Origin of the sequence: Formosa sejongensis (genome assembly GCF_033447105.1) — a bacterium.
Lineage (GTDB): Bacteria > Bacteroidota > Bacteroidia > Flavobacteriales > Flavobacteriaceae > Formosa.
This window is the reverse complement of the sequence record NZ_JAWQUN010000001.1, coordinates 205,013-219,238: the sequence shown is the minus strand read 5'-3', so window position 1 is coordinate 219,238 and position 14,226 is coordinate 205,013. Positions and strand designations below refer to the sequence as shown.

Annotated in this window: 15 protein-coding genes; 6 read left to right on the top strand and 9 right to left on the bottom strand. The window is 32.7% G+C overall.

Going from position 1 to position 14,226, the window contains the following annotated elements; genetic code table 11:
• Nucleotides 1-21: 21 nt before the first annotated feature.
• The 3 genes from R6X41_RS00890 to murI all read left to right on the top strand — a co-directional run bounded on the left by R6X41_RS00890 (nt 22) and on the right by murI (nt 2,482).
• Nucleotides 22-1,092: an OmpH/Skp family outer membrane protein gene (locus R6X41_RS00890; protein WP_318496774.1), complete on the top strand. Its 1,071-nt coding sequence runs from the start codon at nt 22-24 to the stop codon at nt 1,090-1,092.
• A gap of 34 nt (nt 1,093-1,126) precedes the next feature.
• Nucleotides 1,127-1,636: an OmpH/Skp family outer membrane protein gene (locus R6X41_RS00885; RefSeq protein ID WP_318496773.1), complete on the top strand. Its 510-nt coding sequence runs from the start codon at nt 1,127-1,129 to the stop codon at nt 1,634-1,636.
• Between the two features lie 66 nt (nt 1,637-1,702).
• Nucleotides 1,703-2,482 (top strand): glutamate racemase, encoded by a 780-nt coding sequence (murI, locus tag R6X41_RS00880; protein WP_318496772.1) that lies wholly within the window; start codon nt 1,703-1,705, stop codon nt 2,480-2,482.
• Here murI and R6X41_RS00875 read toward each other — a convergent pair.
• Both R6X41_RS00875 and R6X41_RS00870 read right to left on the bottom strand, forming a co-directional pair.
• Nucleotides 2,479-3,000: a gamma carbonic anhydrase family protein gene (locus R6X41_RS00875; RefSeq protein WP_318497031.1), complete on the bottom strand. Its 522-nt coding sequence runs from the start codon at nt 2,998-3,000 to the stop codon at nt 2,479-2,481. The two genes, murI and R6X41_RS00875, sit on opposite strands and share 4 nt — an antisense overlap.
• 18 nt (nt 3,001-3,018) lie before the next feature.
• On the bottom strand, nt 3,019-4,020 hold the full coding sequence (locus R6X41_RS00870) for a PorP/SprF family type IX secretion system membrane protein (RefSeq protein ID WP_318496771.1): 1,002 nt from the start codon (nt 4,018-4,020) through the stop codon (nt 3,019-3,021).
• 292 nt (nt 4,021-4,312) lie between these two features.
• Here R6X41_RS00870 and R6X41_RS00865 point away from each other — a divergent pair, with 292 nt between their 5' ends.
• The 3 genes from R6X41_RS00865 to R6X41_RS00855 all read left to right on the top strand — a co-directional run bounded on the left by R6X41_RS00865 (nt 4,313) and on the right by R6X41_RS00855 (nt 6,466).
• A complete protein-coding gene (locus R6X41_RS00865) occupies nt 4,313-5,215 on the top strand; it encodes a NifU family protein (RefSeq protein WP_318496770.1) in 903 nt (300 codons plus the stop codon).
• Nucleotides 5,216-5,290: 75 nt separating this feature from the next.
• The gene (locus R6X41_RS00860; RefSeq protein ID WP_318496769.1) at nt 5,291-5,491 is read left to right on the top strand and encodes a dodecin family protein; all 201 of its coding nucleotides are present in this window, start codon (nt 5,291-5,293) and stop codon (nt 5,489-5,491) included.
• Between the two features lie 159 nt (nt 5,492-5,650).
• On the top strand, nt 5,651-6,466 hold the full coding sequence (locus R6X41_RS00855) for a mechanosensitive ion channel family protein (protein WP_318496768.1): 816 nt from the start codon (nt 5,651-5,653) through the stop codon (nt 6,464-6,466).
• Here the strand turns inward: R6X41_RS00855 and tsaB are convergent, their stop codons facing one another.
• From tsaB to R6X41_RS00820, 7 genes are read right to left on the bottom strand one after another with little or no spacing between them, the layout of a single operon-like run.
• Nucleotides 6,467-7,141, bottom strand: coding sequence for a tRNA (adenosine(37)-N6)-threonylcarbamoyltransferase complex dimerization subunit type 1 TsaB (tsaB, locus tag R6X41_RS00850; protein WP_318496767.1), 675 nt, complete (start codon nt 7,139-7,141; stop codon nt 6,467-6,469).
• Nucleotides 7,142-7,160: 19 nt separating this feature from the next.
• Nucleotides 7,161-8,435, bottom strand: a complete 1,275-nt coding sequence (locus R6X41_RS00845; RefSeq protein WP_318496766.1) for an efflux RND transporter periplasmic adaptor subunit — start codon at nt 8,433-8,435, stop codon at nt 7,161-7,163.
• 3 nt (nt 8,436-8,438) lie between these two features.
• Nucleotides 8,439-9,791, bottom strand: a complete 1,353-nt coding sequence (locus tag R6X41_RS00840; RefSeq protein ID WP_318496765.1) for a TolC family protein — start codon at nt 9,789-9,791, stop codon at nt 8,439-8,441.
• 52 nt (nt 9,792-9,843) lie between these two features.
• On the bottom strand, nt 9,844-11,001 hold the full coding sequence (locus R6X41_RS00835; RefSeq protein ID WP_318496764.1) for an efflux RND transporter periplasmic adaptor subunit: 1,158 nt from the start codon (nt 10,999-11,001) through the stop codon (nt 9,844-9,846).
• 21 nt (nt 11,002-11,022) lie between these two features.
• On the bottom strand, nt 11,023-12,282 hold the full coding sequence (locus tag R6X41_RS00830; RefSeq protein ID WP_318496763.1) for an ABC transporter permease: 1,260 nt from the start codon (nt 12,280-12,282) through the stop codon (nt 11,023-11,025).
• A gap of 1 nt (nt 12,283) precedes the next feature.
• A complete protein-coding gene (locus R6X41_RS00825) occupies nt 12,284-13,528 on the bottom strand; it encodes an ABC transporter permease (RefSeq protein WP_318496762.1) in 1,245 nt (414 codons plus the stop codon).
• The gene (locus R6X41_RS00820; protein WP_318496761.1) at nt 13,521-14,222 is read right to left on the bottom strand and encodes an ABC transporter ATP-binding protein; all 702 of its coding nucleotides are present in this window, start codon (nt 14,220-14,222) and stop codon (nt 13,521-13,523) included. Before R6X41_RS00820 ends, R6X41_RS00825 begins: the two co-directional genes overlap by 8 nt.
• Between the last annotated feature and the right edge of the window lie 4 nt (nt 14,223-14,226).

Sequence of the window (14,226 nt, the reverse complement as noted above, 5' to 3'; positions counted from 1 at the left end):
AATTTTATTAAAATGAAACAGATGAAAATACACGTTCTTTTTTTAATGACTGTAGTTGGTTTACTAAGTTTTACTTCACATGCACAACGTGGAGTAAGAATTGGTTATATTGATACAGAATATATTTTAGAACATATTCCTGAATACCAAGAAGCCACTTCTCAATTAGACGAAAAAGTAAAACGTTGGAAAGCAGATATCGATTTAAAGTTAACCGATATTGCTCAAAAACGAAAAGACTTAAGTAACGAAAAAGCGCTTTTAACTAAAGAGCTTTATGAAGAACGTAAGGAAGACATTGATTTCGAAGAAAAAGAAGTTTTAGATCATCAACAAAAACGGTTTGGTCCAAATGGGGATTTAATGCTTCAGAAAGAACGATTAATTCAGCCTATTCAAGATCAAATATTTTCGGCTGTACAAGATATATCTGCAAATAAACAATATGATTTTATTTTCGATAAATCCTCGGATTTAGTTATGTTGTATTCTGCCGAACGTTACGATATTAGCGAACTGGTTTTAAGAAGTATTAATAGAACCTCTAAACGCCAACAAGCACAATCTAAAGAACAACGTAAAGCCGCAGAGAACGAAGATATTGTTCCAGACTATAATCCAGAATTAGAAGCTAGAGAAAAAGCGCAAGAAGATAAACTTTTACAACGCGAACAACTTGAAGAGGAACGTCGTAAAGAAATATTAGATGAAAGAGCAAAAAATAAGCAAGAAGCTCTAGATAGAAGACAAAAAGTTCTTGACGACCGTGAAGTTGCTAAACAAGAAAAACTAGAAGCACGAAATAAAGGTGTAGAAAATTCAGAAAATATTGATACATTAGCGCCCTCTGAGGAAAGTTTAGAAAATAGTAATGCTACAGCACCTACTGAATACGATTTAGAAACAAAGACAGAAGTAGAATCTGAACCTAAAACTAAGGAAGAATTAGATGCGGAGCGTAAAGAACAAAAATTAAGAGATCGTGAAGCACGAGAACAAGAATTAGAAGCACGTAAGCAACGAATTCTTGAGGAACGTGAGAAAGCAAAACAAGAACGTGAAGCACTAGAAAATAGTACAAATAATAATTAACTAAAATTTATAACACAAATTTAATACTTTAAAAATGAAACAAATTAAAACACTTTTAATAGCAACAGCTTTATTTATTGGCGCATCATCTTTTGTACAAGCACAAAGTAAAATTGCACATATTAATACTCAAGAATTAGTTTCTTCAATGCCAGAAATGAAATCTGCACAAGCACAAATGGAGAAATTAGGAAAAACCTATGAGGCTGATATTAAAAATATGGCAACTGAACTTGATACTAAAGTAAAGCAATACGACGCTGAGTCTGCTACAAAAACTCAAGAAGAAAATGCTAAACGTGTTCAAGAGGTACAAACAATGGAACAAAACATCCGTCAGTACCAACAACAAGCACAAAAAGATATGCAACAAAAAGAAGTAGATTTATTAAAGCCTATTACAGAAAGAGCTAAAGCTGCTATATTAAAAGTTGCAAGAGCACAAGGTTTTCAATATGTATTAGATGCTTCGCAAGGTGGTGGTGTTATCATGGCCGATGGAACTGATTTATTAGTATCTGTTAAAAAAGAATTAGGTTTCTAATTTAACAACGTTAAGAATATTAAAAAAGCTGCTTTTTATAAAGCGGCTTTTTTTATTTTTGGAATTATGAGTACACAACCAATTGGCATATTCGATTCTGGTGTAGGAGGCACTTCCGTTTTTAAAGAAATAGAAGCGCTCCTTCCTAATGAAAATACCATCTATTTAGCCGATAGTGCTAATGCCCCTTATGGTAACAAATCTCCTGAAGATATCCTTCAATTAAGCATTAAAAATACGGAGTTCCTTTTAAGCCTTAATTGTAAACTTATTGTTGTCGCCTGTAATACTGCAACTACAAATGCTATAACTGCACTAAGAAACGCTTATAACATTCCATTTGTAGGTATAGAACCTGCTATTAAACCTGCCTCTTTAAACAGTAAAACAAGAGCTGTTGGTATATTAGCTACAAAAGGGACCCTAAGCAGTGAATTATTTCACAATACAACAAATTTATACAGAAATGATGTTCAGGTTATAGAACAAATTGGCGAAGGAATTGTGCCTCTAATTGAAGCAGGAAAAACGTTAAGTAACGAAATGAAGGTATTACTTAAAACCCACCTAAAACCTATGATAGATGCTAACATAGACTATTTGGTTTTAGGATGTACCCACTACCCTTATCTGCTCCCTTTACTTTTAGAGATGTTACCAAAACATGTAAAAATTATAGATTCTGGGGAGGCTGTTGCACGACAAACTAAATTGGTGTTAACGCAACAAAATATATTAAATACACAAACAACTTCAGCAAAACACCAGTTTTATACTAATGCTTCTACTGAAGTTATGTATGATCTTTTAAATAAAAAATACTTAGTAGAATTTCTGAGGTTCTAATTTTCTTCTTTATACCAACTAGAATATTTCACATAGTTGTCTGCTATTCTATTTATTTCACCAGAAATTAATTCCTCACTAATATCTTTTACTTTCTTAGCAGGAACACCTGCATAAATACTACCAGATTTAACAATCGTATTTTTGGTGACAACCGCACCTGCAGCAATAATAGAATTACTTTCTATAATACAATCGTCCATTACAATACTACCCATGCCTATTAAAACATTATCGTGAATAGTACAACCATGCACTAAAGCATTATGCCCAATAGACACATTATTACCAATTGTAGTTGGAGATTTTTGATAGGTAGCATGAATAACTGCTCCATCTTGAACATTTACTTTATCTCCCATTTTAATAAAATGAACATCACCTCTTAATACTGCGTTATACCAAATACTACAATTTTTTCCCATGCTTACTTCTCCCACTATAGTGGCATTTTCTGCAATAAAACAATCGTCTGGAATTTGTGGAGTGTGTCCGTTTACGGATTTAATAATCATAATATAAATTTTAATACAAAGTTACTTAACTGAAGGGCAATCGCACTGATATTTAATCTTTCTACAATTAAAATTATAACCTAAAGAAAACATATGAAATCCACCATTATTCAACACTACAGCATTCGCTTGATAACTATACGTATAAGCAAAAACAAATTGTTTATAATTAAATCCTACCAAAGGGGATATATATTGTGACTTTTGCTCGCTCTCGCCGGAACCGTCTAAATATTTTGTACCATCTAAACTTTGTCTGTAGGAAATACCGAAATACATCTTGGCTTTTTCAAAATCTTGGTACATTTTTAAATTGAAATCTAAAGTCGTTGCATTTGTACCTTCTTCGTACTGAGCTAAAATTGAAGGCTCTAAAGACAAACCCTCACGTTTCATATCGAATACATTCCCGACAGCAAATATGTACCGTCTTAAATTGTTCGTTATTTCAATATCATTATTAATACCATCATTTTTCAAAACATTCTTAACTGTAGCATGCAGGTATGCATTTACAAAATGATAAGACATACCAAAATCTATATTAAAATTGGTAGAACTTTGTTGAATTCCTGAAATAATGGGATCAAAACCAGCAGATAAGAATTCTGATTCGTCTAATCTATATTGTATAAAACCAGCACTTAAACCAAAAGACAACATATTTAAATCAATCTCATTTCTAGAAAACATTAAATGGTGGGCATAAGTTACATAACCTCCATTTTGTGAATGGTAACCATTCTTATCGGAATATAAAATGGCTCCAACTGCAGAAGGAGAATCTCCTATTCTACTATTTACACTCGCTGTCATTAATCTAGGAGCATCATCTTGCCCTACCCATTGCTGTCTAGAAGTCAATCGAAATTTTGCGCAATTAGCTACACCGGCCATCGATGGAAAAATTAAATAATAATTATCTGTTAAGTAGTCTGAATAAATGGGTAATCCTTCTTGGGCATTACACAAAGGTGTTATCATTAAAAAAAAAAGAAGTAGTCTAGAAATCCTAAAACTCATGTTGTTAATATAGTTAGCTATTAGTACAAGTGGACGTTATATATTTCCTTTAGGGAGATAGAAATATGTATTTCCAAATAAATTAAACAATCATCTCAACTCGAATTTTACGAATTACTGTATTATGACCGCGTTTAATTTGCAATTAAATCATTTTAAATAGATAAACCTTACAAAAATTATATTATTACAAAATTTAATAAAAAAAATGTTCTTTTTAACACCCCTTAATTTAAGACTTATTACTACATAACTGAAATTTAGTTTTATTATTTTTGTAAAAATTTTTAAAATGAAAACATTTAGTGTTACTGTACAAGAAACTACCAATCCAGCTATAATAAAATTTGAATTAAATCAATTTATAACCAAATATCAAAGTTTTGAGTTTCAAAATATAGACGAAGCGAAAAACTCACCTTTAGCTCAGCAATTATTTTACTTACCATTTGTTAAAAAAGTGTATATCTCGGCAAATTTTATAGCTGTAGAACGTTTTAACATTGTAGAATGGGCTGATGTCCAAAAAGAAGTTGCTACGCAAATAGAAGATTACTTAAATAATGACGGTGTTATCGTATTAGAAGATACCAAACCAAAGAAATCGGCAGTTACGGTTTATGCAGAAAGTACGCCAAATCCAGCGGTACAGAAGTTTGTAGCAAACAAAAAACTGGTAGCAGCTATGTTTGAATTCACATCTATAGACGAAGCCAAACTATCTCCTTTAGCATCAGAATTATTCCATTTTCCATTTGTTAAAAGTATTTTTATAGACGAGAATTACGTCTCCATAACAAAGTATGATGTTGCTGAATGGGAAGATATCACATTAGATTTACGTGAATTTATACGCGGTTTTATAGAACAAGGTAAAGACGTTGTTCTTCCTGAGGCAACTGAAACATTAGGAAAGACAACACCACAAATCGATGAAAATTTTGAAGCATTAGACGATATTTCAAAAGAAATTATAAATATTTTAGAAGAATACATTAAACCTGCAGTAGCAAGTGACGGTGGAAATATTCAATTTCAATCCTATGATGCAAATACCAAGACTGTAAAAGTTATTCTTCAAGGTGCTTGTAGCGGATGTCCTTCTTCAACTTTTACTTTAAAAAACGGAATTGAAAACATGCTGAAAGAAATGCTAAAAGACAAAGTAGAAGTTGTAGAAGCAATAAACGGATAACACATTTTAACAATTCATTATCAGACTTTTAATCAGACAATTTGTAACTTTATATAAATCAATAAAATTATAATTATGTCTATATTAAAAGTTATTGAAGTGTTATCGAGTTCTGATACAAGTTGGGAAGATGCAACTAAAAAAGCTGTAAAAGAAGCTTCCAAAACAGTGAAAAATATTAAATCTGTTTACGTAAAAGAACAAAGCGTAACCGTTAAAGACGGTGAATTGAATCAGTTTAGAGTAAACTTAAAAATTACATTTGAAATCAGTTAATGATATTCAAATATAATTTCTAAAAAAAACGCACAACTTTAATTAAAGTTGTGCGTTTTTTTTAACTAAACTTAAAATATTAATTTTTTCAACTAGAAAGAACATGTATTTTGCTCAGTTTTTTTAGTTTTGTATTATAAAAATTAATTATCATAAAATATGGATTTAGAAAACATTGACACAGAAAAGTGGGTTGAATTAGGCCTAGAATACGGATTAAAAATTATTGGAGCAATATTAATTTGGATTATTGGTTCTTGGATTATTAATAAATTAAGAAAGACTTCAACGAAAATAATGGCCAAAGGTGGCTATGACGAAAGCTTGCAAGGTTTTTTATCTAACCTAATTAATTGGGGGTTAAAAATATTATTAATTATCACAATTTTGGGAACTTTAGGCATTCCTACGACATCGTTTGCTGCCATTATTGCTGCTGCCGGTTTAGCCATTGGTTTAGCTTTACAAGGCTCACTTGCTAACTTTGCTGGAGGCGTATTAATTTTATTATTTAAACCTTTTAAAGTTGGAGATTACATCACAGGAAGTGGTGAATCTGGAACTGTAAAAGAAATTAAAATATTCACTACCACATTATCAACCCCTCAAAATCGTAAGGTTATAGTTCCTAACGGACCATTATCTAATAGTAATATTACAAATTATAGTGCTAACGATTTAATTCGTTTAGACATGGTTGTGGGTGTGAGCTACGATGATGATATTAAGAAAACTAAGGAAGTTTTAATGAACGTTTTAACATCTAATCCTAAAGTTTTAAAAGATCCTGCACCTATGGTAGCCGTTAACGAACTAGCAGACAGCTCTGTAAACTTTGTAGTTAGAGGTTGGGTTAAAAACGCAGACTACTGGACAGTTCATTTCGAAAACACAGAAACTATTAAATTAGACCTTGATGCAGCTGGAATTGAAATTCCTTATCCACATTCTGTTGAAATACAAAAACAAGGTTAATTATTTAGCTTTCGGCTTTAGAGCCACAAAATCTTTTAGATAATAAGGTTCAAAATAAGCGACATCTTCGGTGTCGCTTTTTTTGTACTTCAAATCGGCTAAAGCTCCCATTTCTCTTGCTGAAGGCAATTTATCTTCTACAAATATGGCATTCGGGTGATTAATAATGGTTTTCGTTTTTTCTACACCATTACCCACAAAATACACTTTTCCTTGTTCTAGATAAAATTCATAAGAATGTTCATCTAAAATTTCGGCTTTAATCTCGCGTATTTCTTTATAGTTAGCATCAAAAACCGAAGCATATACTTCCATACGTCGTGCATCTAACATAGGCACAATTACACCTTCTGTTGTTTTTACTTGATAGGCTAGCGCTTCTAAAGTCGACACCGAAATTAAAGGCTTATCTAAAGCAAAGCAGAGACCTTTTGCCGCAGAAACTCCAATTCTTAAACCGGTATAAGAACCAGGGCCTTTACTAATGGCTATGGCATCTAATTGCGATGTTTTAATATTATTTTCGTCTAATAATGCTTTAATATAAACGTGAAGTCTTTCGGCATGCGAATAGCCTTTATCATTATCTTCTTTTAAAGCAAAAGTCTCACCATCCTTAGATAATGAGACCGAACAGTTTGTTGTTGCTGTTTCTATATTTAATAGTAATGCCACTGTATATGATTCCTTTAAATTACTCTTCTGTTTTACTTTCTTCTGTTTTTAAACCAACCTTATCTCCGCTTTTAAGCGTTTTGGTTACCATATTGTAAGGGCCTATAATCACTAGATCACCTTCTTTTAATCCTGAAATAATTTCAATATTAGAATTATCTTGAATTCCAGTTTTAACAACTCTTAGCTTAGCAAGTTCTCCATCTTTTACAAAAACACATTCAAATTTTTCTGTTGAAGACGAGATCTCTTTTGGTGTCTCCGTTTTAGAGGTTGTGGTATCGTTTTTAATAACAATAGCACTAATTGGCACGCCTATAATATCTTTACGCTTCTTAGTAATAATATCTACTGTAGCTGTCATTCCAGGACGGAAAGGCGAAAACGATTTTGGTTTACCGACTACTAAATCTTGATAAGATTCTTCTAGAATTCTAACCTTTACTTTAAAATTAGTGACTTGGTCTGAAGTTAATGTTCCATCTGCAGAATTTGCAATTTCAGTAACAACACCTTTAAATTCTTTTTTCAAGTAGGCGTCGACTTCAACAATTGTAGAATCTCCAATATTAACTTTAACAATATCATTTTCATTTACATCAACCTCAACTTCCATGTTATTTAAGTTGGCAACACGCATAATTTCGGTACCAGCCATTTGCTGAGTTCCGACAACACGCTCTCCCAATTCTGCATCTAACTTAGAAATTGTTCCGCTCATTGGCGAAAAAATAGTTGTTCTGTTTAAATTATCGTTTGCTTCATTAACAGTCGCTCCGGCACTTTGCACATTATAATATGCAGAAGATTTTGACGCTTCGGCAACTTCATAACCTGAAATAGCTTTATCCCAATCTGCTTTAGAAATTATACCTTTATCGAATAACGTTTTATTCCTTTCGTAGCTTGCTTTAGCTTCCTTTAAAGATGCTTGAGCCTGATCTAAACCTGCTTTTGCATTCTGTAGTGTCGCTTGCGAACGATTTAAACTAGATTGATAAATATCTGGATTAATCTTAACTAGCAAATCTCCTTTTTTAATTTCCTGACCTTCACGTACAGGTAATTCGATAATTTCTCCAGAGACTTCACTAGATAATTTAACTTCTATTTCTGGTTGAATTTTACCTGTTGCAGAAACGGTTTCAATAATAGTTAATGTTGAAAGCTCTTTAGTTTCTACTTCCTTAAAATTTGCTTGCTTACCAAACCAACCTGCTTTCTTTCCGAAGACAAGCAACGCGAGAAGCACTACAATTATTGAAATAATAAGAATTAACTTTTTCTTGTTCATGGTTTAGTTGTAATTTATTTGATCGATTGGAATTCCGAAATAGAATTCTAAAACTTTTATTTTAAAAATATATTCGTATTTAGTTCTAACGACATCAGATTGTGCATTTTCAAAATTAATTGACGCCTGACTAAAATCGAAAGCATTTGTTAATCCTACTGTATAACGCTCTTCTGCATACTCGAAAGCTAACTTTCTAGCTTCAGCAGTTTGCGTTGCAGCTTCGTAAGATTTTCTTGCATTTTTAGCATCGTTATATGCTTGGTATACTTGCGATTCTAAATCTAAATTTGCTTGCTCTAATAAATATTGAGAGCGTTCTACATTTACCTGGCTGCGTCTTACATTATTTCTTACAGCTAAACCATTAAAAATAGGTACACTAAGTTGTACTCCAAAAGATGTTCCATCAAAGGTAGATAACTGATCCATAAAACCCATCTCATTACCCGTTATAGGATCGACTGTTGTACTTGCCCAACGTGTACTATATCCCATATAAGCACTTAATTGAGGATAATATTGTGTTTTTGTAAGTTCTAAATCCTTTTCTGCTAATTGTAAATTAGACTCTGCTACTTTAACATCGTAAACTTCTTCTTTAGCTTTAGCAATAATGGTTGAAGCATCTTCATCTAAAATAGAATCAGGGAATAAACCATAATCTGCATCTGCAATATCAAAAGTCTTATAATCTTCAATTTGTAATAATTGAGCCAAGCCTATTTTTGAAATAAACAAATCATTTTCGGCTGCTATAATTTGTTGTATTTGGGTTGCATCTGTCGCTTTTATTTCTAACATATCACCTTGTGGTAATACTCCTGCATCTACCAATTCCTTGGTACGCTCCAAATTCTCTTTAGTAATTTTGTTCTGCGATTCTAAAACTTTAATTTGTTCTTTATTGTATAAAATTTGAACAAAAGCATTAGCAACAAAAATTGAAATATCGTCCTTCATTTTATCTAATTGATATTGTGAAGCAATGCTATTTATTTTTGAACGTTGTAATCTTTTCCAGTTTTCTAACCCTGAAAATAAATTAATTCCGGTATTTACACCACCATTTGCAGATTGAAACGTTTGATTCTCGAACTGATTTGTAGCCGGGTTAATGTTAGCCCCTGTATTAATACTAAACGATGTGTTCGCATTTAATGTAGGCAAAAAGTTCATTACCGCTTGCGATTTATCAATATCCGCCAATTTGGTATCTAATTCCGATTGCTTAATGGAAATATTATTCTCTAACGCATAATTTACGCAGGCTTCGATAGTCCATTGCTTATTATCTTGTGCGTAAATAGATATTACGCTAAAAAGAAAAAAGCCTAAAAGTGTTATTTTTTTCATAATTACATTATCAGTCTAAAAATAGTTAAAAGTGTTACACACAATTGTTAATTTATTGAGCATATTTTGGAGTTCCTTGAATTTGATTCCAAACTTTAATTTTATCATCCTTCGAAATTCCGCTTATTACTTGTACAAAAATCCCGTCGCTAATTCCTAACTCCACATCCTTTCTAACGAATTTTTGATCGCCCTCTTCCACTTCTACAAAAGGTAGTTTCGTTTTATCATCGTATTGCACCAAGGCTTCTTTTATTGCTAAAACATTTTCTACTTTCTCTAAAATAATTGACGCATTAGCACTTAATCCTGCACGGATAAAGGTATCGTCCATCTTTTTTAGACTTCCTTTAATTTCAAATTGAATAGCCCCATTTTCCTCTACACCTTGTGGTGCTATATAATCTAAGATTGCATCAAATTTCTTGTTTTCAATAGCTCCTATGGTTATTTCTAATGGTAAGTCTTCTTTAATTTTCCCTACTTCACTTTCATCAACCTTTCCTTCAAAAATCATTTTACTAACATCGGCTAAGGACGCAATCGAGGTTCCCTCATTAAAGTTATTCGCTTCAATAACTTGGTTTCCTGCTTTGACTGGCACATCTAAGACCATACCAGAAACGGTAGATCTAATTAATGTTTGTGCAATATTACCTAATCCAGAAGTGGTTCCTGTTTTTATAATATCGAAATTTTGTTTTGCAGACGTTACATTTATTTGGGCTTGTGCAACAGCTTGTTTAGTTTGTAAATAGGTGTTTTTAATTCCTTCAAAATCATTTTCTGAAATCACGCCTTTATCAAACAATGTTTTTTGTCTTTGATAATTAGACTCTTGAGTTTCTAAATTAATTTTTGCTGTTTGTAAAGCTGTTTCATTAGATGAGATGCTGTTTTTTGCACTCGTTAAAGAAGAAACATTTGGGATAACACGAATTTTGGCAATTAAATCGCCTGATTTCACATATTCACCAGCTTCAATATAAATCTCTTCGATTACACCAGATATGTTTGGTTTAATAAGCACTTCCTCTTTCGGAACAATTTTACCAGTGGCCACTGTTTTTACAATAATAGTTTGCTCTACCGGTACATCTGTAGTGTAGGTAATTGGATCTTCCTGATTTTTCTTCCATAAATAAAACAGAGATATTGCAAAAATTACAACAATTAGGATTAATACGATTACGGTTGATGTTCTTTTCATGTATGTTAATTCTTTACTTTTTTAATCAATTCTTAACGCGTCTACGGGTTTCATTTTTGTGGCACTATTTGCAGGAATTAATCCCGCTAATAATCCAGATACAACTAATATAAATAAGGCTGTAAATACTACCGACATGCTTACGCTTGGGTTTGCAAAGTTATCTACAGGACCATTATTATCTAAAATATAATTCATTATCCAAATCACTCCGGCAGCAAACGAAATACCTACCATACCAGAAGCTATAGTTAGGAGTAAACTCTCTTGTAAAATTTGTGATTTTATACTCCAAGGTGTTGCCCCCAAAGCACGACGAACTCCAATCTCTTTGGTACGTTCTTTAACCACAATAAGCATGATATTACTAATACCAATAATACCAGACATTAAAACCAGTGCGCCTACAAAATAGCCTACAAAACCTAATATTGAGAATAACCCATTTACACGACCAAAGGCTTCAGATAAATCAAAATTCCCGATGGCTCTATCGTCATTAGGATCAATTGTATGTCTAGACTTAATAATATCGAAAATTCTAGGTTTCAAGTCTGTAATACTTATACCGTCTTGACCAGTAATTGCCATCCAACCCACATCGTCACCACTATTAAAGGCTTGACCAAACGCTGTGAATGGCACATAAATAGTATTTGCATCCTCTTCTTGATCGCCTTGTGAATTGCTTGCTTTAAACGTACCAACCACCATAAAGTTTACACCATTGATTTTAATATACGTTCCTAGCGCATCTTCATCTTTATCATAAAGTCCTTTAATAACATCAGTCCCAATAACACAAGATTTACGATTGGCATTTATATCTGAATAACTTATAAAACGCCCACTGGTAATATCCATAGGTTGTTGATTTATATATTCCGGATAATCGCCATACACTTGAAAAGCACCTGCTTTTGTGCCTCGAGTAACATTATTTGCACCATTATAATCGCCTAATTGCAATCTTGGTGACACATATTTAAGTTCTGGAATTTGTGCTTTTAAGGCTTCAACATCTGCTAACTTATAATTAAATCTTCTTCCTTTTGGTAACCCTTTGTACGAAATTGAAGTCTGCTGTGTCCACATAAACATGGAGTTTGTTGCAAAATTTCCAAAATCGGCAGTAACACCATTTCGTAATCCGTTAGTTAGCGCCAATAACAAAACCAAAATTGCAATCCCCCAAAAAACACCAAAAGCAGTTAAAAAAGTTCTAAACTTATTTGCACTTAAGGCTTCCAATATTTCATCCCATCTGTCTTTACTAAACATACTATTCGTCTCTTAAAGCTATTATTGGTTTTATTTGTGCCGCACGATACGCTGGAAAAAAACCTGCTAAAGCACCTGCAAGTACCAGAATAAAAACTGTAGCTATAGCTGTATTAAAATCTACTTGAGGATATTTTATAAAATCACTTTCTATTAAAGGACCTACAATTTCTAACAAACCGAGTCCGAGAATTAATCCAAATAATCCTGAAAACATGGTTACAAAAATCGATTCTTGAAGAATCATCCCCACAATAGACATCGGTTGTGCTCCTAATGCTTTTCGTATTCCAATTTCCTTGGTACGCTCTTTTACGATAATAAGCATAATGTTTCCTACCCCTACTACACCAGCTATTATTGTACCTATACCAACAAACCAAAATACTCCTGAAATAGTCGCAATAAGCGAATAAATTTTCTTAGCTTCTTCCATCGTATTATACACACGAATGGCATTTGTATCTTCTGGAGATACGATATGTTTTTGTTGTAAATCGTTTAACATGGCAGCTGTAATCGCTTCAGACTCTGCGACTGCGGTATTAAAATCATCAGACATTTTAATGGTAAACATCATATTTCTTATGGTATCTGCACCATTAAATGCACGCTGTGCAGATGCTAATGGTAGAAAGACTTTACTCTCATCGCGCTCACCTCCCGGATCGAAAAAGACACCAACAACCTTATAACTAATACCGTAGATAGAAATTTCTTTATTGATAGGATCTTCATCTTTAAACAAATCCTTTTTTACACGATTACCGATAACAGCCACTTTTTTAGCACCTTCTACATCAGAATAATTAATAAAACGTCCTTGCCCGATATCTGCATTTTCTATATACTGATTACCAGGAAGAATACCTTGAATTCTATAACTACCAGATTCATTTTTATAGTTTACTAATCCTCCCCAAATCGTATAAAAGGATGATTTATGTTCAATATTATCGGCGTATTTTGTAGATAGCGTATTGAAGTCGTTATTTTTAAATTGAATTTCACGCCCTGGATTTAAACCTTTGTATTCCTTGGTTGTTGTACCAGATCTAAGACTAATTAAATTAGATGCATCACGCTCAAACTGAGACGTTACTCCATTTTGAATGCCTTTACTGAAACCCAATAAAATAACTAAAATAAAAATACCAGAAGCCACAGAAAGTCCCGTAAGGAACGTTCTTAACTTATTCATTCTTAAGGTTTCAAATATTTCTTGCCAGCGTTCAATATCAAACATTTGTTATCGCTCTAACTTGTTCAACCTTGGTATCATTAATAATTAAGCCATCTTTTAAATTCACAATACGCTTAGTCATTTGTGCTATATCTGGCTCGTGAGTTACAATTAGAATGGTTTTTCCTTCTTCATTAATACCTTGAATAAGATCCATAACTTCGTACGATGTTTTGGTATCTAATGCACCAGTAGGTTCATCGGCTAAAAGCACTTTTGGATCACTAGCTAAAGCTCTTGCAATGGCTACACGTTGTTTTTGACCTCCAGACATTTCGTTTGGCAAATGGTGAGACCAATCTGCTAAACCTACTTTTTCTAAATAATGCGCTGCTTTTTCAATACGCTCTTTTCGTTTCATACCTTGGTAGTATAAAGGCATTGCAACATTGTCTAAAGCAGATTTGTAATTTATTAAATTGAAGGATTGAAATATAAATCCTAAGAATTTATTTCGGTAGTTCGCGGCAATCTTTTCGTTTAAATTTTTAATCGGAAAACCGTCTAGTGTATAACTACCAGAATCGGCTTCATCAAGCATGCCTAGAATATTAAGTAACGTAGATTTACCAGATCCAGAAGACCCCATTATGGAAACGAGTTCACCTTCTTTCACACTAAAATTTATCCCTTTTAACACATGAAGTGTATTATTCCCCATGTGATAAGATTTATGTAAATCGTTAATTTCAATCATATTA

Coding starts and splice junctions, on each gene's coding strand:
- R6X41_RS00890 (WP_318496774.1), top strand. CDS start 22: ATGAAAATACACGTTCTTTTTTTAATGACTGTAGTTGGTTTACTAAGT.
- R6X41_RS00885 (WP_318496773.1), top strand. CDS start 1,127: ATGAAACAAATTAAAACACTTTTAATAGCAACAGCTTTATTTATTGGC.
- murI (WP_318496772.1), top strand. CDS start 1,703: ATGAGTACACAACCAATTGGCATATTCGATTCTGGTGTAGGAGGCACT.
- R6X41_RS00870 (WP_318496771.1), bottom strand. CDS start 4,020: ATGAGTTTTAGGATTTCTAGACTACTTCTTTTTTTTTTAATGATAACA.
- R6X41_RS00865 (WP_318496770.1), top strand. CDS start 4,313: ATGAAAACATTTAGTGTTACTGTACAAGAAACTACCAATCCAGCTATA.
- R6X41_RS00860 (WP_318496769.1), top strand. CDS start 5,291: ATGTCTATATTAAAAGTTATTGAAGTGTTATCGAGTTCTGATACAAGT.
- R6X41_RS00855 (WP_318496768.1), top strand. CDS start 5,651: ATGGATTTAGAAAACATTGACACAGAAAAGTGGGTTGAATTAGGCCTA.
- R6X41_RS00845 (WP_318496766.1), bottom strand. CDS start 8,435: ATGAACAAGAAAAAGTTAATTCTTATTATTTCAATAATTGTAGTGCTT.
- R6X41_RS00840 (WP_318496765.1), bottom strand. CDS start 9,791: ATGAAAAAAATAACACTTTTAGGCTTTTTTCTTTTTAGCGTAATATCT.
- R6X41_RS00835 (WP_318496764.1), bottom strand. CDS start 11,001: ATGAAAAGAACATCAACCGTAATCGTATTAATCCTAATTGTTGTAATT.
- R6X41_RS00830 (WP_318496763.1), bottom strand. CDS start 12,282: ATGTTTAGTAAAGACAGATGGGATGAAATATTGGAAGCCTTAAGTGCA.
- R6X41_RS00825 (WP_318496762.1), bottom strand. CDS start 13,528: ATGTTTGATATTGAACGCTGGCAAGAAATATTTGAAACCTTAAGAATG.
- R6X41_RS00820 (WP_318496761.1), bottom strand. CDS start 14,222: ATGATTGAAATTAACGATTTACATAAATCTTATCACATGGGGAATAAT.